Origin of the sequence: Arthrobacter sp. RCC_34 (genome assembly GCF_041360795.1) — a bacterium.
In the GTDB taxonomy this organism is placed as follows: domain Bacteria; phylum Actinomycetota; class Actinomycetes; order Actinomycetales; family Micrococcaceae; genus Arthrobacter_E.
In genome coordinates this window covers 818,965-837,436 of the sequence record NZ_JBFUPW010000001.1, presented here as the reverse complement: position 1 = coordinate 837,436, position 18,472 = coordinate 818,965, and the positions used below count along the sequence as shown (strand labels likewise).

15 protein-coding genes and 1 tRNA gene are annotated in these 18,472 nt (G+C 69.0%); 9 read left to right on the top strand and 7 right to left on the bottom strand.

Annotated features, from left to right (window positions below; translation table 11 throughout):
• Positions 1–278: 278 nt before the first annotated feature.
• Both AB6732_RS03885 and AB6732_RS03880 read right to left on the bottom strand, forming a co-directional pair.
• Positions 279–731, bottom strand: coding sequence for a hypothetical protein (locus tag AB6732_RS03885; RefSeq protein WP_370958466.1), 453 nt, complete (start codon positions 729–731; stop codon positions 279–281).
• A gap of 88 nt (positions 732–819) precedes the next feature.
• A complete protein-coding gene (locus tag AB6732_RS03880; RefSeq protein ID WP_370958464.1) occupies positions 820–1,020 on the bottom strand; it encodes a hypothetical protein in 201 nt (66 codons plus the stop codon).
• A 325-nt stretch (positions 1,021–1,345) separates the two neighbouring features.
• Between AB6732_RS03880 and AB6732_RS03875 the strand changes: the two genes are divergently transcribed.
• From AB6732_RS03875 to AB6732_RS03835, 9 genes are all read left to right on the top strand, one after another.
• Positions 1,346–2,599 (top strand): APC family permease, encoded by a 1,254-nt coding sequence (locus AB6732_RS03875; protein WP_370958462.1) that lies wholly within the window; start codon positions 1,346–1,348, stop codon positions 2,597–2,599.
• 127 nt (positions 2,600–2,726) lie between these two features.
• Positions 2,727–3,212: a thioredoxin-dependent thiol peroxidase gene (bcp, locus tag AB6732_RS03870; protein ID WP_370958460.1), complete on the top strand. Its 486-nt coding sequence runs from the start codon at positions 2,727–2,729 to the stop codon at positions 3,210–3,212.
• 129 nt (positions 3,213–3,341) lie between these two features.
• Positions 3,342–3,426: transfer RNA gene (locus tag AB6732_RS03865), tRNA-Leu, on the top strand.
• A gap of 77 nt (positions 3,427–3,503) precedes the next feature.
• On the top strand, positions 3,504–5,177 hold the full coding sequence (locus AB6732_RS03860) for an ABC transporter substrate-binding protein (RefSeq protein ID WP_370959587.1): 1,674 nt from the start codon (positions 3,504–3,506) through the stop codon (positions 5,175–5,177).
• 78 nt (positions 5,178–5,255) lie between these two features.
• On the top strand, positions 5,256–6,767 hold the full coding sequence (locus tag AB6732_RS03855; protein WP_370958458.1) for a malate:quinone oxidoreductase: 1,512 nt from the start codon (positions 5,256–5,258) through the stop codon (positions 6,765–6,767).
• A gap of 127 nt (positions 6,768–6,894) precedes the next feature.
• Positions 6,895–10,002, top strand: coding sequence for an efflux RND transporter permease subunit (locus AB6732_RS03850; protein WP_370958456.1), 3,108 nt, complete (start codon positions 6,895–6,897; stop codon positions 10,000–10,002).
• A gap of 203 nt (positions 10,003–10,205) precedes the next feature.
• Positions 10,206–11,339: an LLM class flavin-dependent oxidoreductase gene (locus AB6732_RS03845; RefSeq protein WP_307497380.1), complete on the top strand. Its 1,134-nt coding sequence runs from the start codon at positions 10,206–10,208 to the stop codon at positions 11,337–11,339.
• A complete protein-coding gene (locus AB6732_RS03840) occupies positions 11,336–11,809 on the top strand; it encodes a MarR family winged helix-turn-helix transcriptional regulator (RefSeq protein WP_307497382.1) in 474 nt (157 codons plus the stop codon). Before AB6732_RS03845 ends, AB6732_RS03840 begins: the two co-directional genes overlap by 4 nt.
• Before the next feature lie 102 nt (positions 11,810–11,911).
• Complete coding sequence (locus AB6732_RS03835; protein WP_370958453.1) at positions 11,912–12,442, top strand: GtrA family protein; 531 nt, start codon at positions 11,912–11,914, stop codon at positions 12,440–12,442.
• A gap of 34 nt (positions 12,443–12,476) precedes the next feature.
• Here the strand turns inward: AB6732_RS03835 and AB6732_RS03830 are convergent, their stop codons facing one another.
• From AB6732_RS03830 to AB6732_RS03810, 5 genes are read right to left on the bottom strand one after another with little or no spacing between them, the layout of a single operon-like run.
• A complete protein-coding gene (locus tag AB6732_RS03830) occupies positions 12,477–13,634 on the bottom strand; it encodes a cysteine desulfurase family protein (protein WP_370958451.1) in 1,158 nt (385 codons plus the stop codon).
• Positions 13,631–14,533 (bottom strand): carboxylating nicotinate-nucleotide diphosphorylase, encoded by a 903-nt coding sequence (gene nadC, locus AB6732_RS03825; protein WP_370958449.1) that lies wholly within the window; start codon positions 14,531–14,533, stop codon positions 13,631–13,633. The genes AB6732_RS03830 and nadC overlap by 4 nt, the downstream gene beginning before the upstream one ends.
• Positions 14,530–16,314 (bottom strand): L-aspartate oxidase, encoded by a 1,785-nt coding sequence (locus tag AB6732_RS03820; RefSeq protein WP_370958447.1) that lies wholly within the window; start codon positions 16,312–16,314, stop codon positions 14,530–14,532. Before AB6732_RS03820 ends, nadC begins: the two co-directional genes overlap by 4 nt.
• A complete protein-coding gene (gene nadA / locus AB6732_RS03815) occupies positions 16,311–17,624 on the bottom strand; it encodes a quinolinate synthase NadA (protein ID WP_370958445.1) in 1,314 nt (437 codons plus the stop codon). Before nadA ends, AB6732_RS03820 begins: the two co-directional genes overlap by 4 nt.
• The gene (locus tag AB6732_RS03810; RefSeq protein ID WP_370958443.1) at positions 17,621–18,382 is read right to left on the bottom strand and encodes an NUDIX domain-containing protein; all 762 of its coding nucleotides are present in this window, start codon (positions 18,380–18,382) and stop codon (positions 17,621–17,623) included. The genes nadA and AB6732_RS03810 overlap by 4 nt, the downstream gene beginning before the upstream one ends.
• Positions 18,383–18,472 lie beyond the last annotated feature (90 nt).

Below are 18,472 nucleotides of genomic sequence, written 5' to 3'. Positions count from 1 at the left end.
TGAGTACCCCTATCGGGTAGGTTGTGGCGTTATAGGTCGCGCCACAAAGAGGCCCGGGCCGACAGTCTGTCGGCGCGGGCCTCTTGCGTACCACGGTCAGTCGATTCAAAACCTGCGGTGACGCCGCTGCACGTCCAGCGGCGTATTCCACCACGCCGCCCAGCCCCTTTCCCCCGCGCACCCTTCCCGCCACGCCTCTGCGGACAGTTCAAACACTCAACACGCTGAACCGCTCCCGCGTGGGGGTGTGCACGCGCGCCCAGTCTGTGCGGTCCACATCACCCCGCGTGGGCCCGCACCAGGTCCGCCTCCTTGACCAGCACACCGTTCTCCGCGCTCGTCAGGCCATACAGCATCGCCCCCGGGGCGGCGTCGGCGGCGAGCGCCTCCACGTCGTCCCACAACGGCCGGCACGTGCGGCATTCCCCGTGCGCGAGATAGTCCGCCGGGACCCAGAAGGACACGAACGGGTCATCGGCGAAGCGGACCTTCAGCAGGACGCCTGCCGTGTAGGGCGACGACGCGGAGAACTGGCCCAGGAACTCCACCTCAGGGCTCATGCCCCGGTCCATGGCGGTCCGGTGCCCGAGCCGAGCGAACGGGAGGTACACCGCTCCCCCGGACAAGATGTGGTCGACGACGGCCAGCGCTTCCGAGCTGAGCCCGTCGCGATGGTCCCCCGTGAGACGATGCGTCGCCGGCAGACGGTCGATGAAGGAGAGGGTGCTCACGGTGTGCCGCCTTCTGGTGTGGTCAGGATCCATATGCAAGAATTCGGAGCCACACGCGGGAACGGATTGGAGCCGCCCGGCCCCCGCGCTATTCCCGGGCCGACCCTCGCGGCGGCGGTTCGCGACGGTCGCGCCACAGCCATCCCGCGATGACCACGACGGCCATCACCGAGCTCACCGTCACCAGCCCGATCTTCCACCCCGGGCTGTGGTCCGACAGCGCGTTGCTCACCGCCAGGAAGATGAACAGTGATCCTTGCCAGAATGCGACTTTCCTGCAGTAGCTCATCGTGGTCCTCTCGTCATCAACAGCACAGCAGTCTCCCCCTGACTCTCCGGCCGCGCCCACTCCGGGGCGTGGCGCTTTCCGCGCGTCGCGTGCAAGATTGCCCGATGGCGTCGTGCACACGGTGCAATGTCCTGACGTGATGCGATGTCCTGACGTGAACCGTCCTCTGATCCAAGCACGCCTCCGTGACAAGCGATAGTCGCGGGAAACCCCGGATCCTGTGCTCGCGGGATGCGTCCCGCGCCGAGAGCGTGCAACCATCTGTAGGAGAGGCACGGTTCCCGACACCAACCTCCCGAGCGACGACACCCGAGAAGGAACCCGCATGAGTGAGACCCCTGCGCTGGCACGCCGTCTCGGCACCCTCGACGCCGTGCTGATCGGGCTCGGGTCCATGATCGGCGCCGGAGTGTTCGCGGCCTTCACCCCGGCGGCTGCGGCGGCCGGGTCGGGTCTGCTCATCGGACTGCTGGTGGCCGCGTTCGTGGCCTTCTGCAATGCGAGCTCCTCGGCGCAGCTCGCCGCGGCCTATCCGGCCTCGGGCGGCAGCTACCTCTACGGCAGGGAGAGGATCGGTCCGTGGGCCGGATTCCTCGCCGGCTGGGGGTTCGTGATCGGTAAGACCGCGAGCGCCGCCGCCATGGCCATGACCTTCGCCGCGTATGTGGCCCCACCCGGCTGGGAACGCCCGGTGGCCATCCTGGCCGTGATCGCGCTGGCCGCGGTGAACTACCACGGCATCACCCGGACCGCTCGGCTGACGCGCATTCTCATGGTCCTGGTCCTGGCCGCGCTGACCCTCATCGTCGCCGCCTGCTGGGCGGGCTCCTCCCCCGATCCTGGCAAGATCGTCGGAGAGGGACTCCTGGCGCACGGCTGGTACGGCATTCTGCAGTCCGCAGGGCTGCTGTTCTTCGCGTTCGCCGGGTACGCCCGCATCGCGACCCTGAGCGAGGAGGTCCGCGAACCCCGGCGGACCATCCCCCGCGCCATCCTCATCGCCCTGGCCGTGACCGCCGTCGTGTACGCGGCGGTGGCCGTCACGCTGCTCGCGACGCTCGGGCCGTCCGGCATCGCCGCGGAACCAGCGCCGCTCGCCGCCGCCGTAGCTTCCGGAACCGCCGGATGGGCGACGCCGGTCGTTCGCGCGGGAGCGGCGGTCGCCGCGCTCGGTGCACTCCTCGCCCTCATCGCAGGGCTGGGAAGGACGAGTCTGGCGATGGCGCGGGAACACGACCTGCCCCACTGGCTCGCGGCCGTGCACCCCCGGTACCGGGTGCCGCACCGGGCCGAGGTGGCGGGCGCCGTCGCGATCTGCGGGATCATCGCGGTGGCTGACCTCCGCGGGGCGATCGGCTTCTCGTCGTTCGGCGTGCTGATCTATTACCTCGTGGCCAACCTCGCCGCATTCACCCAGAACGGCGCCGACCGACGGTACCCGCGCGTGTTCCAGGTGCTCGGGGCATTGGCCTGCGTCGCACTGGCCGCGACCCTTCCCCTGCCATCCGTGGTAGCCGGGGCGGCGGTGTTCGCCGTCGGGATCGTCGTGCGCTGGATCCGCATCACCCGGACCTCCTGAAGCGGCCGCGGTTGAGTGCCCCCGTGTGATTAGGGCGCCCCTGGCCCGGACTATAGGCTGAAAGACACCGACGGCCCCGCGTAGCCGGCTGCCCCGTCCCCGGATCACCGTTCCAAGGAGGAGACCCTTGCCCACGTCCAACACCCCCCGTCTCACGCCGGGAACCCCGGCGCCGGACTTCACGCTGAAGAACGCTCAGGGCGACGACGTCACGCTCTCCTCGCTCCGCGGCCAGCGGGCCATCCTCTTCTTCTACCCGCAGGCCGACACCCCGGCGTGTGCGCAGCAGGCCTGCGACTTCCGCGACAACCTCGCGCGTTTCGGTCAGGAAGGCTACACGGTCCTGGGCATCTCCCCGGACCCGGTGGACAAGCTCGCCGCCTGGGACCAGCGGGAGCACTTCGGCTACACGATGCTCGCCGATGAAGGCCATCTCGTGGCGGAGCGCTACGCCGTCTGGGGCGAGAAGCTCAACTACGGCAAGCCGTACCAGGGGATCATCCGCAGCACCTTCGTGATCGACGAGGACGGCAACGTCGCGGTGGCCCAGTACAACGTTCGCGCCAAAGGCCACGTGGCCAAGCTGCGGCGGGACCTCAAGCTCCCCGCCTGAACCACGGCAGTGACCTGATGCGGCGATGCCTGACCGCCGCATCAGGACCCACATCACGCAATTCGCTGAGTCTGCTGCCCGGTGATTGCGTCTAGACTTGAGCGTGGCGTTCCGCGCCGCACAGCACCAGCGCGAGTGGTGAAATTGGCAGACACGCAGGATTTAGGTTCCTGTGCCTTCGGGCGTGTGGGTTCAAGTCCCACCTTGCGCACCAGTGAAACAGCACTACCCCAGAACACCAAGCAGTCCACGGGCCGCCGGACAGCCGGCGGCCTTTCCACACGTGAGGTGATGAAGCCAGTGGCACCAGCCCGCTCCGTCCGTGTCCCGCGCGCGCGGCGCTTGCTGGCGGCCGCAAGCGCCGCCGTCGTCCTTCTCAGTGGCTGTACGCCCACCACGACGCCCGAGCCGAGCATCAGCTCCTCCGCCGCCCCCACCAAGGCGTTCCGCTTCGGAACTCCGGCGCCGCCTGTGGGCCTCGACCCGGCGCTCACCTCCGATCTGGAGTCCTACCGGGTGACCCGGCAAGTGCTGGAGGGTCTCCTGACCGTCGACGCCATCACGGGCAAGCCCGCGCCGTCCCTCGCCACTGAATGGAAGGCGTCCGACGACGGTCTGCGCTACGACTTCACCCTCCGCCAGGGCGTGAGCTTCCAGGACGGGACCCCCTTCAACGCCCAGGCCGTCTGCGCCAACTTCCAGCGCTGGTACAAGCTGAGCCCGGCCCTCCGCAAGGAGAGCAGCGCGACCTTCGGCACGATCTTCCGCGGCTATTCGGACGAACCGGCCAAATCGATCTACCGGGGCTGCACCACCAAGGACGCCCATCACGTCTCGATCGATCTGGCGGAACCCTTCACCGGTTTCCTCCAGTCGCTCACGATGCCGTCGCTCGCGATCTCCTCCCCCAAGGCCCTCACCGAGGGCAAAGCCGACGCCCTCACGCAGACCAAGGCCGGGACGAAGGTGTCCGCCTATGGCACCCACCCCGTGGGGACCGGGCCCTTCCAGTTCGCGTCCTGGGACGACTCCGAGGTCACTCTGAAGGCCAACCCGCGGTACTGGGGCGACCGTGGCGAGATCGGCACCGTGACGTTCCGTGTCATCTCGCACCCCGAGGTGCGCCGCGAAGCCCTCGACAAGGGTGAGATCGACGCCTACGACAACATCACCGTGGACACCATGGAGGCCCTGGTCAAGAAGGGTCAGCAGGTGGTCCAGCGCGACCCCTTCTCCGTGATGTACCTGGGCATGAACCAGTCCGTGGCCCCGCTGAACAATCTCAAGGTCCGGCAGGCCATCGAGTACGCCGTGGACAAGAACACGATCGTGCGGCGCTTCTACCTGGATGGCACCGCCCAGGCGACGCAGTTCGTCCCGCCGCGGCTGTCCGGTTTCAACAACGGCGCCCCGGCGCTCGGCTACGACCCGAACAAGGCCAAGGCCCTCCTCAAAGAGGCCGGCTACGACGGCAAGCCCATCCCGTTCTACTACCCGGTCAACGTCACCCGGGCGTACCTGCCGTCTCCGGAGAAGGTCTACGCCGAGATCGCCCGCGAGCTGACCGCCGTCGGCCTGGTGATCAAGCCGGTGCCCGTCCCCTGGACGGACGGCTACGCGCAGAAGGTGACCTCGGCGGGAAACCACGGCCTTCACCTGTTCGGCTGGAACGGCTCGTACGCCGATCCGGACAACTTCCTCTCGCCGCTTTTCGGCTCCACGCGCAGTGAGTTCGGTTACACCGACGCGGACGTCTTCAAGGACATCGCACGTGCCCGCACCCTCCCGGACGGGGACGAACGCTCCACGCTCTACCGCTCCATCAACGAGCGGATCGCGAAGGCGCTGCCCGCCCTGCCCATCGCCTATCCGATCTCGGCTCTGGCGATGTCGGACCGCGTGGTGAGCTACCCTTCGTCCCCCGTTCTGAACGAAGTCTTTTCGAAGGTAAAACTCAAAGGATAACTCCCAGGGGCAATTTTTGATAGAGACCGCCAGGGGATATTCTGCTACTGCCCAATGTTGCTGCAATCGGAGTTCACCGTGACCTTCATTTCCAAGACTTCCTCCGCCGACGTCGTCCTCATCGGTGGAGGCATCATGAGCGCCACCCTCGGTGCGTTCCTCAAGCAGCTCCAGCCGGACTGGTCGATCGTGCTCTACGAGCGCCTCGACCAGGCGGGCCTGGAAAGCTCCGATCCCTGGAACAACGCGGGCACCGGCCACTCCGCCTTCTGTGAGCTGAACTACATGCCGCAGGCCAAGGACGGCTCCGTGGACCCGGCCAAGGCGCTCGGCATCGCCGAGGGCTTCCAGCTCTCCCGCCAGTTCTGGTCCCACCTGGTCTCCGAACAGCTCATCGGCTCCCCCAAGGGCTTCATCAACACCGTGCCGCACATGAGCTTCGTGCTCGGCGACGACCACTCGGATTACCTCAAGAAGCGCTACGAGGCCCTCAAGCCCCACCCGCTCTTCTCCACCATGGAGCACAGTGAGGACGCCGCGACCATCGGGGGCTGGGCACCCCTGGTGATGGAGGGCCGTCAGCCGGGCCGCTTCGCCGCCACCCGCGTGGCCGAGGGCACCGACGTCGACTTCGGCGCCCTGAGCCGCGAGCTCACCTCATACCTGGAGCGCTCCGGCGTCGAGGTCAACTACTTCCACGACGTCACCGACCTGGAGAAGCTGTCCTTCGGCCGCGGCTGGGAAGTCTCCACCCGTCACCTGGGCTCCAACGAGCGCGGCAGCGTCAAGGCGAAGTTCGTCTTCGTGGGCGCGGGCGGCGGCGCACTCCACCTGCTCCAGGCCTCCGGCATCCCCGAATCCAAGGGCTACGGCGGATTCCCGGTGTCCGGCAAGTTCTTCCGCTGCACCGACGAGACCGTCACCGCTCAGCACAACGCCAAGGTCTACGGCCAGGCCTCCGTGGGCGCCCCGCCCATGTCCGTGCCGCACCTCGACACCCGCTACGTGGGCGGCCAGCGCTCCCTGCTGTTCGGCCCGTACGGCGGCTTCTCCACCAACTTCCTCAAGAACGGCTCCTACTGGGACCTCCCCGGCAGCGTGCGCCCGAACAACATCGTGCCCATGCTGGGCGTCGCCAAGGACAACCTGGACCTGGTCGCGTACCTGGTCAAGGAGGTCACCAAGAGCCACGGCGCCAAGGTCGAGGCCCTGCGCGAGTACTACCCCGAAGCCGACGGCGACAAGTGGGAGCTCATCACGGCAGGCCAGCGCGTGCAGATCATCAAGAAGGATCCCAAGCGCGGCGGCGCCCTGCAGTTCGGCACCGAGGTCATCACCAGCCGCGACGGCTCGATCGGCGCCCTGCTCGGTGCCTCCCCCGGAGCCTCCACCGCGGTGCCGATCATGCTCGAGCTCCTCAAGCGCTCCTTCCCCGCGCAGTTCAAGGGCTGGGAGGGCAAGATCAAGGAGATGCTCCCCGGCTATGGCGTGCGCCTGAACGACAACCCGGAACTCGCCCGTGAGCTGGCAACCCACACCGCGACCGTGCTCCAGCTGGACGAGGCGAATACCGTCAGGACCGCACAGTAAGATTGCCCTCAGCAACAGTGTTTGGCAGCACGGGTCCTTGAACCCGTGATGAACCCCCGCCCTGTGGCGGGGGTTCTCTGCATTCACGGCCGAGTCCCGCACTGACCGTTCCTGCTCAAGGAGTACCGTGTTCCGCCTCTCCCAGCTCTCCCTCGCCAACAGGGCCCTGATCGCGCTGATCACGGTGTTCGCCGCGGTGTTCGGCGTCATCACGATGGGCTCCCTCAAGCAGGAGCTCATCCCGTCGATCGAGTTCCCCCAGATCTCCGTCCTCAGCACCATGCCGGGTGCCTCCGCCGAAGTGGTGGACAAGCAGGTCGGCGAGCCACTGTCGCAGGCTCTGGGCGGTGTGGAAGCGGTCGAGTCGACCACCTCCACCTCCCGCAGCGGCGTCTCCACGGTGAGCCTCAAGTTCGCTTACGGCACCAATCTGGACCGGGCCCGCAACCAGGTGGACCGCGCGATCTCCAGCGCCAAGCGCAACCTGCCGGCCGACGTCGACCCGCAGTCCTACGCCGGCAACATCAACGACTTCCCGGTCGTCTACCTGGCCGTGTCCTCGGACCAGCCGCTGAGCGTGCTCAGCGAACAGCTGAACCGCCTGAGCGTGCCGCGCTTGCTCAAGCTCGACGGCGTGCGCGGCGCCGAAGTCAGCGGCGCCACCGGTCAGTACGTCTCAATCCTGCCCCAGGCCGGAGCGCTCGCCCAGCGCGGCCTCAGCGCCCAGTCGATCCGGCAGGCCCTCAAGGACAACGGCTCGGTCATCCCGGTCGGGACCATCACCGAGCAGGGCAAGGAGCTGTCCCTACAGGTCGGCACGCGCGTCGACACGCTGGACGCCGTGAAGGCGCTCCCGCTCACGGGCGCGAACACCCCGACCACGATCGGCGACATCGCCCAGGTCCAGCTCAAGGACAACCCCGCCACCTCCATCACGCGCACCAACGGCGTGCAGACGCTCGCGCTCTCCGTCACGAAGAAGCCCGAAGCCGATACCGTGGCGCTCTCCCACGCGGTGCGGGACGCGATCCCGGCCCTGCAGGACGAACTCGGTCACGGCGCCAAGTTCACCTCGGTCTTCGACCAGGCGCCCTTCATCGAGAAGTCCATCAAGGACCTCACCACGGAAGGCCTTCTGGGCCTCGGATTCGCCGTGGTGATCATCCTGCTGTTCCTGCTCTCCGTGCGGTCCACGCTGGTCACGGCCATCTCGATCCCGCTCTCGCTGCTCATCACGTTCATCGGTCTCGGGGCGGCGAAGTACTCCCTGAACATCCTGACCCTCGGCGCCCTGACGATCGCGATCGGACGCGTGGTGGACGACTCGATCGTGGTGATCGAGAACATCAAGCGGCACCTCAGCTACGGCGAGGACAAGAAGACGGCCATCCTTACCGCCATCCGTGAAGTGGCAGGCGCCGTGACGGCCTCCACCCTCACCACGGTGGCCGTGTTCCTGCCGATCGCGTTCGTGGGCGACATCGCGGGCGAGCTGTTCCGGCCGTTCGCGCTCACGGTCACCATCGCGCTGCTCGCCTCTCTCTTCGTGTCCCTCACGATCGTCCCCGTCCTCGCGTACTGGTTCCTGAAGTCCGGGAACGTCCAGGGCCGTGAGCAGGCGGAGATCGAGCGGGAAGCCCACGCCAAGGAGGAGCGCTCGTGGCTCGCCCGTGGCTACGTCCCCGTCCTGCACGCCACGCAACGGCACCCGGTCATCACCCTGGTCTCCGCCGTCGTGATCCTGGTGGCGACCTTCGCCATGACGCCGCTGCTGCCCACCAACCTGCTGGGCGACTCGGGCCAGAACAGTTTCACCGTCCGGCAGTCTCTGCCCGCGGGCACCACGCTGGACGATTCCAGCAAGGCCGCGGCGAAGGTGGAGAGCGCGCTCAAGGACGTCGATGGGATCAAGGACGTCCAGGTCATCCTCGGCAACGCAGGGACCGGCTACGGCGCCATGGTCTCCAGCGGCTCCTCCGACGCCAACTTCACCGTGACCACGGACGAGAAGAAGAACCAGCTCAAGCTCCAGGACGCAACCCGGGCCAAGCTCGACGACCTGAAGGACGCGGGCAAGCTCACGATCGGCTCGCAACAGGGCGGCTTCGGCAGCTCCAACACGGTCGACGTGACCATCCGTTCGGGCGACTCGGACGCCCTCGCCAAGGCCTCCCAGCAGCTCGTCACGGCCTTCGGCGACGTGCCCAACACGACCTCCGTCACGAGCAACCTCGCCGCCTCCTACCCGGTGGTCCAGGTGGAGGTGAACCGGGCGAAGGCCGCGGCGCTGGGCCTCTCGGAGCAGCAGATCGGCGGCCTGCTGGCCAGCGCGTCGAACCCTCCGCTCGATGTGAAGCTGCGCCTCGGCGTCACGGACTACTCCGTCCGCGTGGGCGAGGCCCAGCCGTTCCGCAGCATCCAGGAGCTCAAGGACAGCAAGATCCCGGGCACTCCCCTGACGCTCTCCGCGGTGGCCGACGTCAAGCAGGTCAGCGTGCCGTCCAGCATCACCAGCAGCAACGGTCAGCGCACCGCCGTCGTCTCGGTCACCCCGGACGGCAGTAACCTGGGCGCGGTCAGCACGGAGGTGCAGAAGCGTCTGGCGTCCATCAGCCTCCCGGCCGGCACGACGGCGGCGGTCGGCGGCGCGACGACGCAGCAGGCCGACTCCTTCCGCCAGCTGGGGCTGGCACTGCTGGCCGCCGTCGCGATCGTCTACGTGATCATGGTGGCGACGTTCAAGTCCCTCATCCAGCCGCTCATCCTGCTCGTGTCGATCCCGTTCGCCGCGACCGGCGCCATCGGGCTGCTCCTCGTGTCCCGTGTGCCGCTCGGTCTGCCGTCCCTGATCGGCATGCTCATGCTCGTGGGCATCGTGGTCACGAATGCGATCGTGCTGATCGATCTCATCAACCAGTACCGCAGGCCCGAGCCGGGGCGTGAGGCGATGTCCGTGGCGGATGCGATCGAACACGGCGCCCGCCGCCGTCTGCGGCCGATCCTCATGACGGCGGCGGCCACGGTGTTCGCCCTGACCCCGATGGCGCTCGGCCTGACGGGCGGTGGCGGTTTCATCTCGCAGCCGTTGGCGATCGTGGTGATCGGCGGGCTCGTGTCCTCCACTCTCCTCACCCTGGTCCTTGTGCCGGTCCTCTACCGCCTCGTCGAGGGGCGGAGGGAACGGCGTCAGGAGCGGAAGCGGGAGCACCACCGGCACGTCGCCGTGCAGGACTGATCGTTCTCCCAGGGCTGACCTGGGAGATCACCGCAGGACCTGGCCCGCCCGGGCCCCGGCAGGGCGCCGGCGACCCGGGCGGGCCATTCCGTTCCGGGTCCGGTTCCCGGGGAATAGATCCAGACCCTACAGCGCTGACACGAGTGAAATTAGATGCAAATGCATATAATTTGATAGAGTTGGACGTGGCCAAGGAGGCAGCAATGCAATTCGGAATCTTCACCGTGAGTGACATCACCACGGACCCCACCACGGGCACCACCCCCACGGAGCACGAGCGGATCAAGGCGACGGTTGAGATCGCCAAGAAGGCCGAGGACGTGGGCCTGGACGTGTTCGCACTCGGCGAGCACCACAACCGTCCGTTCTTCTCCAGCTCCCCCACCACCACGCTGGCGTACATCGCGGCGCAGACGGAGAAGCTCATCCTCTCCACGTCCACCACGCTCATCACCACGAACGACCCGGTGAAGATCGCCGAGGACTTCGCGATGCTGCAGCACGTGGCCGATGGCCGCGTGGACCTCATGCTCGGCCGTGGCAACACCCCGCCGGTCTACCCATGGTTCGGCAAGAACATCCAGGACGGCGTGAACCTGGCGATCGAGAACTACAGCCTGCTGCGCGAACTGTGGGACAAGGACATCGTCAACTGGCAGGGCAAGTTCCGCACCCCGCTGCAGAACTTCACCTCCACCCCGCGGCCCCTGGACGACGTCGCGCCGTTCGTCTGGCACGGTTCCATCCGCACCCCGCAGATCGCCGAGCTGGCGGCCTACTTCGGCGACGGCTTCTTCGCCAACAACATCTTCTGGCCGAAGGAGCACTTCCAGCGGCTCATCGCCCTGTACCGCGAGCGCTACGAGCACTACGGCCACGGCACGGCGGAGCAGGCCATCGTGGGTCTCGGCGGGCAGTTCTTCATGCGCCGGAACTCCCAGGACGCCGTCCGCGAATTCCGCCCGTACTTCGACAACGCCCCGGTCTACGGCCACGGCCCGTCCCTGGAGGACTTCACCTCGCAGACGCCGCTCACCGTGGGCAGCCCGCAGGAGGTCATCGAGAAGACTCTGAGCTTCCGCGAGACCTTCGGCGACTACCAGCGCCAGCTCTTCCTGGTGGACCACGCCGGCCTGCCGCTGAAGACGGTCCTGGAGCAGCTGGACCTGCTCGGTGAGATCCTGCCGGAGCTCCGCAAGGGCTTCGCCGAAGGCCGTCCCGCCACCGTGCCGGACGCCCCGACGCACGCCTCGCTCGTGGCCGCCAAGGAGGCCAAGCAGGCCGAGGGTGACGCCGCAGGACAGGACGAACCGGCCGGGCAGGTCGCGACGTCATGAGCAAGGCACCGCACGTCCGCACCGCTGCCGCCACCTGGGAGTCCCTCTTCCGGGCCCAGGTGGCGGTCATGCGGCGCCTCAATGAGGCTCCCGCCTTCCGGCAGGTCGGCGTGTCCCACAAGGTCAGCGTGAAGGAGTACGACGTCCTGTTCACGCTCAGCCGCTGTCCGGAGGGCTGGCTGCGCCTGCACGAGATCAACGATCGCGTGCTCCTCAGCCAGTCGAGCCTGAGCCGGCTGGTGGAGCGCCTGCAGAACCGTGGGCTGATCGAGCGTCAGACCGCGCCGGACGACGGTCGGGGCATCCTGATCCGCCTCACGCCGGAAGGCCGCGCGGTGCAGAAGGAGATCGGCCGGGCGCACGTGCGGGACATCGCCGCCGTCGTGGGCCCGGCGCTCAGTGAGGACGAGATGGCCGACCTCATGCGCCTGACCGAGAAGCTGCGGCAGGGACTCGGGCACCCGGAATAGGGCCCGGCCCTCCGCACGACCGGAGGTGGCCGGCCAGGAAATCCCCAGCCACCGCACAGCAATCCACCGGCACGCCACAGGGTGCCGTGAAAGACTGAGAACATGAGCAGCAGCACCACCGGGACCGTCGGAAGCACGGCCGCCGCGGAACCCGGACCCGGGTCGCCGGCGGCCGTCGCCGTGGCGGCTGAACCCGGGGGTGCCTCCGCGACGCGACCCACGACGGCGGCCTCCCGCCTCTGGGGCCAGATCGGCCGCTTCACGGTGGTGGGCGTGCTGTGCACGGCGGCGTCGATCGGACTGTACGCGCTGCTGCGCCCCTCCGTCGGACCCCAGTGGGCCAACGCGCTCGCTCTGGTCTCGACGTCGATCCTCAACACGGCCCTGAACCGCGCCGCCACGTTCCGCATCCAGGGCGGACAGGGCGCGGCCCGGGATCACGCACGAGGACTCCTCGTGATGGGCATCGCCTGGGTCATCACGGCGTCCAGCCTGGCCCTGCTGCACTGGCTCCAGCCGGAGGCGACCGTCACCGAGGAACTCTGGACCACCACCCTGGCCGGGTTCCTGGCCACGGTGGTCCGGTTCACCCTGTTCCGGCAGTGGATCTTCCGCCGTGCACGGAACGCGTGAGCACGGAACGGACAGCTCCCTCCCTGAGCCGGTCTCAGCCGGCGCCCACCCCGAGACGGCCGAGGATCTCCCCGACGGCTCGCGCCGTGACTTCGAGGTCATCGTCGCTCGTGTCCCGCGGCAGGCTGAAGCGCACCGCCGTGAGCGCCACGTCCGCCGGATAACCCATGGCCGTCAGGACGGCCGACGGCTCGCTGGACCCGGCGGCGCACGCCGAGCCGCTCGAACAGACGATTCCCCGCCGCTCCAGTTCGAGCAGCACCGTCTCCCCCGCCACACCGGGGAAGCAGAACGACGCCGACCCCGGGAGCCGGTTCACGGGATCGCCCGTGAGAACCGCATCCGGGGCCGCGTCCTGAACGGCGCGGATGAAGCGGTCTCGCCGAGCCGCCGCGGCAGGCCCGTCCGCGGTGCGGCGTTCCGTCTCGGCGAGTTCCAGCGCGGTCGCGAACGCCACCGCTCCCACCACGTCCTCGGTTCCCGAACGGCGGTCCCTCTGCTGGCCGCCACCGTGCAGGAGAGGTTCAAAGGGAGTCCGGGACTTCAGGTACAGCACGCCGTTGCCCTTGGGCGCCCCCAGCTTGTGACCCGCGAGGGACAGCGCCGCGACACCCAGCTCCCGGACGTTCAGCGGGAGCGCGCCGGCCGCCTGCACGGCGTCGCTGTGCAGCGGGGCGCCGGCCTGTTGCGCGAGAGCCGCCAGGGCCGGGATGTCTTGAACGGTGCCCACTTCGTTGTTCGCATACATGACGCTCGCCACCGCCGTGCGTTCCCCCAGGAGCGCGGCGAAGTCCTCGGCGAGGATCACGCCTCGGTGGTCCACCGGAACGACATCCACCGCGAAGCCGTGCACCCTGGCAAGATACTCCGCCGATTCCGTCACCGCGGGGTGTTCGATCGCGCTGATCAGGACCCGGTCGAGCCGGGGATCGCGCGCCCGGCGGGCGAGGGCGATGCCCTTCAGCGCCGCGTTGTCGGCTTCGGTGCCGCCGGAGGTGAAGAGCACCTCCGCGGGGCGGCAGCCGAGCACGGCGGCCACCCGGCGTCGCGCGTCCTCCAGGACCGCCCGGGCGCTTTCGCCCACCTCGTGATGGCTGGCCGGATTGCCGAATGTCCCGGACAGCACCGGCCAGAGCGCCTGCAGGACCTCGGGGCGGACCGGCGTGGTGGCCGCCGCATCCAGGTAGATCACGGGGTGCCCTGAGGGTGGATGTCGATGTCGAGGCCCAGGTCCAGATTGGCCACGCTGTGCGTGATCGCTCCGGAGGAGATGATGTCGACGCCGGTGGCCGCGATCGCGGCGATGGTGTCCAGCCGGACGTTGCCGCTCGCCTCCACGAGCGCCCGCCCCGCCACCCGGCGCACGCCCTCGGCGAGGTCCTCGAGCGAGAAGTTGTCCAGCATGATGGTGTCCACGCCGGCGGCCAGCACGGGTTCGATCATCTCCAGACCGTCGACCTCCACCTCCAGGTGCACCGTGTGGCCGAGTCGGGACTTGCCGTCCAGAAGCGCCTGGGTGATCTTGCCGGGGTCTCCGCCGGTGAGGACGGCCAGGTGGTTGTCCTTCACCATGACCGCGTCGGACAGGCTGTAACGGTGGTTGTGGCCGCCACCGCAGCGCACGGCGTACCGTTCAAGGTTCCGCAGGCCCGGCGTCGTCTTCCGGGTGTCGACCACTCGGGCTCGGGTCCCGGCCACGGCCTCCACGAGGGCATGCGTGGCGGTGGCGATCGCGCTCATCCGCTGCATCAGGTTCAGCGCGATCCGCTCGCCCAGCAGCACCGAGCGTGCCGGACCCTCGATCACGGCCAGGCGGTCGCCCGGCGCAAACGCCCGGCCGTCCTCCACGAGCGCGGTCACCCGGACCCGGGGATCGACCAGCGCGAACACCCGCCGCACCACGGGCCCTCCGCTCAGTACACCTGGGACGCGAGCCCGCACCACTGCCTGCGCGGTCGCCTCCAGCGGAATGAATGCCTCGCTGGTGACATCACCGTGAGCGGCGTCCTCCTCGAGCGCGGTCAGGATGACCCGGTCCAGGGCCCGTTCATCCGGGCCTGCCAGAAATCCGGTGGTCGGCGTCTGGTTCATGGGGTGGGGATCCTTCCGGAAGGCGAGGGGACGACGACGGCGCGCGGCTCGGCGCGCCAGCTGAGGTGCCGGGGGTCGACGGGCCGACCGTCCGGGGAGTCCGCGCGGAAATGGGCGCCGACACTGACTTCGCGGGAGAGGGCTCCCGCCACGAGGGCCCGGGCGGCGAGAAGACTGTGCCGGAAGGCCGGGGTGTTCGACCGCGCGAGCCAACCGTCCAGCACGGACGCGGCGTGGGACAGCCCCTCCGCGGTGCGGGACATGCCGGCCTCCGCGGTCATGAGGTGCTGCAGCGCCTCCAGCCCGGGGGCCTCAAGGCGCGGCACGGTGCTGGCGGGCACTGCCACGCCGCCTTCGGTGTCCTCGCCGAAGGTCGCCACCGGCAGCTCCACGGCACCCACCGGCAGACTGCGAGCGGACCACGGGTTCACCGCGGCGCCGCCGTCACCGGCCCGCTCCTCCACGAGCGCCTCGATGGCACGGCGGGCGAAGACTAGACCTTCCAGCAGCGAGTTGGAGGCGAGCCGGTTCGCACCGTGCACCCCGGTGCACGCCACCTCGCCGGCGGCCCAGAGGCCGGGGACAGAGGTCCTGCCCCACAGATCGGTGGCGACTCCGCCCATCCAGTAGTGGGCGGCGGGAGCCACCGGGACGGGTTCGCGCTCCCAGTCGATCCCCGCGAGCGCCAGCGCCGCGCTGATGCTCGGGAAGCGGCGCGCCAGGAACCCCCGGCCCTCGCGTTCCACGATCGGCCGGGCATCCAGGAAGACCGCGCCGTCCGGGGTGCCTCGCCCGGCGAGGTGCGCGGCGACCGCCCGGGAGACCACATCGCGAGGGGCCAGCTCGGCCTGGGGGTGATACTCCGGCATGAAACGGCAGCCCTCGTCGTCCAGCAGCACGGCGCCCTCGCCGCGGACGGCCTCGGACACCAGCCAGCCGTCCTGGGCCTGGCCCGGGAGCCGCAGCGCCGTCGGATGGAATTGCAGGAATTCGGCGTCGGTGACCACGGCCCCGGCCTCCAGCGCCAGACCCACGCCCTCCCCCAGAGCCCCGGACGGATTGGTGGTCCGGGCGAAGAGGCGCCCGGCTCCCCCGGTGGCCAGCAGCACGCCCTCGGCCGTCAGCTCGTGGCGCATGCCGTCCCGTTCGAAGACGACGCCACGGACCCTGCCGGCGTCGCGAGCATCAGTCAGCAGTGCCGTGACCCACGCGTTCTCCACCAGGCTGACCCGTCCGGCCAGCACCTGCGCGATGACGGCCGACACCAGGGCGCGGACGATCCCTGCTCCGGTGGCGTCCCCGCCCACATGGAGGATCCTGGGATGTGAGTGCGCGGCTTCCAGGCCGAGCGCCGGAGCGCCGGACGCAGCGGCATCGAAGCGCACGCCGAACCGTTCCAGATTCCGCACGTCCTCCTCGGCGCCCGAGCAGAGGATGCGGACGGCCTCCGGATCGCACAGCCCGGCGCCGGCGGCCAGCGTGTCCCGGACGTGGGCCTCCACCGAGTCCCCGGGGGCCCGGCGGGCCTCGTCCAGCACGGCGCAGATGCCGCCCTGGGCCGCGAAGCTGTTGCTGGCCTCTAGCTCGCTCCGGGTCAGGAGCACTACGGGGATTCCGGCTTCGGCGGCGAGCAGCGTGGCGTAGAGGCCGGCGATCCCGGCGCCCACCACGGCGAGGCCCGCGGACGGTGCGGGGGCGAGCAGTGCTGGAGCGGACGGCGCGGGGGCGGACTCCGGCGTGGCGGCGTCGTCGGCCCTGGGAAGGTCCGGGCGGGCTGTCATGGCCGTGCCGCCAGCATCCGTTCCAGGGCGACGCGGGCGCCCTGCTGCACGGCGTCGTCCACGACGATCTGGTTCACGACCCGGCCCTGCACCAGTTCCTCCAGCACCCAGGCCAGGTAGGCGGGGTGGATGCGGTACATGGTGGAGCAGGGGCAGATCACCGGGTCGAGGCAGAAGATCGTGTGCTGCGGGTACTCAGCGGCGAGCCGGTTGACCATGTTGATCTCGGTGCCGATCGCGAACGTCGTGGGCTCGGTGGCGGCCGCGACGGCCTTGCGGATGTGGTCGGTGGACCCGGCAGAATCCGCCGCATCCACCACCTCCATGGGGCACTCGGGGTGAACGATCACGGTCACCCCCGGGTAATCCTGACGGGCCTTCTCGATCTGCGCCACGGTGAAGCGCTTGTGCACCGAGCAGAAGCCCTGCCAGAGGATGACCTCGGCCTCTTCCAGGGTGGCCTCGCTGTTGCCGCCGAGGTCCTTCCGAGGGTTCCAGAGCGGCATGTGCTCAAGCGGCACGCCCATGGCCTTCGCCGTGTTGCGGCCCAGGTGCTGGTCCGGGAAGAACAGGACCCGCTGCCCGCGCTCGAAGGCCCATTCCAGCACCGTCGCGGCGTTGGAGGAGGTGCAGACGATCCCGCCGTGCTCGCCGCAGAACGCCTTGAGCGCGGCCGAGGAGTTCATGTACGTGACGGGGATGACGGGGAGCTTCCCGTCGGCATCCGGTGCGGTGCCGTAGATCTCTTCGAGCTGCTCCCAGCAGTCCTGCACGGAGTCGATGTCCGCCATGTCCGCCATGGAGCAGCCGGCCGCCAGGTTGGGGAGGATCACGGCCTGGCGGTCTGTGGAGAGGACGTCCGCGGTCTCGGCCATGAAGTGGACCCCGCAGAAGATGATCGCCTCCGCCTCGGGGCGGGTCAGGGCGGCGTTCGCGAGCTGGAAGGAGTCGCCCACGAAGTCGGCGTACTTGACCACTTCATCGCGCTGGTAGAAGTGTCCCAGGATCACGGCCCGGTCTCCCAGCACCTCTTTGGCGGCCAGGATGCGGCGATCGAGTTCGGCGTCGCTCGCCTGCTTGTACTCGGCCGGGATCTCGCCCTGCCGGGGCGTGCTCGCGGGCGCCACGTCGGCGCTAGACGCGCCCGGCCCGTACTCGGGGACACCGCGCGCGGCCTCGGCGGCGTCGTACTCCCAGGGCCCGTTGGCCAGCTCCGTGCTGCAGGTGCTCTGCCCGGCGGCCCGGGACAGCGCCGCGCTTTCGGCCTGTTCGCGGGTCAGGAGCTGAATGGTGGCGTTGACACTGCTCATGAGGGGTTCCTTGCTGTGTTCGGTGCTGTCCGGGGAGTGCTCGACGGCGCGGGGCCGGTGTAGCGGTAGAGGCGCGGCGGGCGGTGCTTGCCGCCCTGGAGGTAGCGGTCGCTGGGCTCGATGCCGACGGCGCTGGTCACGTGCCGCCGGAAGTTCGCGGGATCGAGAGGCTTGTCGAGGACGGCCTCGTAGACCTCCCGCAACTGGGCGAGCGTGAAGTACTCGCCGAGGAAGTGGAACGCGATCGAGGCGTATTCCATCTTGTTGCGGAGCCGCCAGAGGGCGTAGTCCACGATCTCCTGGTGGTCGAAGGCGAGGTCCGTGACCTTGTCCGCCCGGAACCAGCGGACGTTCTCCTCTTCGCCGGGCAGTTCGGCCTCTTCCGGCTGAACCAGCGCCCAGTAGACGATGCTCACCACGCGCTGGGCAGGTGAACGGTGCAGGCCCCCGAAGGCGTAGAGCTGTTCCAGGTATCGGGGCGCGAGCCCAGTGGTGTCAAGAAGGTTCCGCGAGGCCGCCTCGGGCAGCGATTCATCGTGCCGGAGAGGCCCGCCCGGGAGGGCCCACTGTCCCTTGAACGGCTCCCGGATCCGGCGGACCAGGGGAAGCCAGAGTGTGGGACGGCCGGAGGTCTCACTGGGTTTGAGCGCGAAGATGACCGTGGAGATGGCCAGCCCGGGCGCCGCGAGGCGGCGTTCCTCCACATTGCCGACCGGATTGGCCTGCACGGGGACCGTCAAGGGCTGCCACTGGTCCATCGCCGCTCCTTCCCGCGATCCCGGTTCCCGGTTCCTCCACCGAGTTAAAGTCACTATGACTATAACTGAGGATAGTCCTCCACAGGCCGG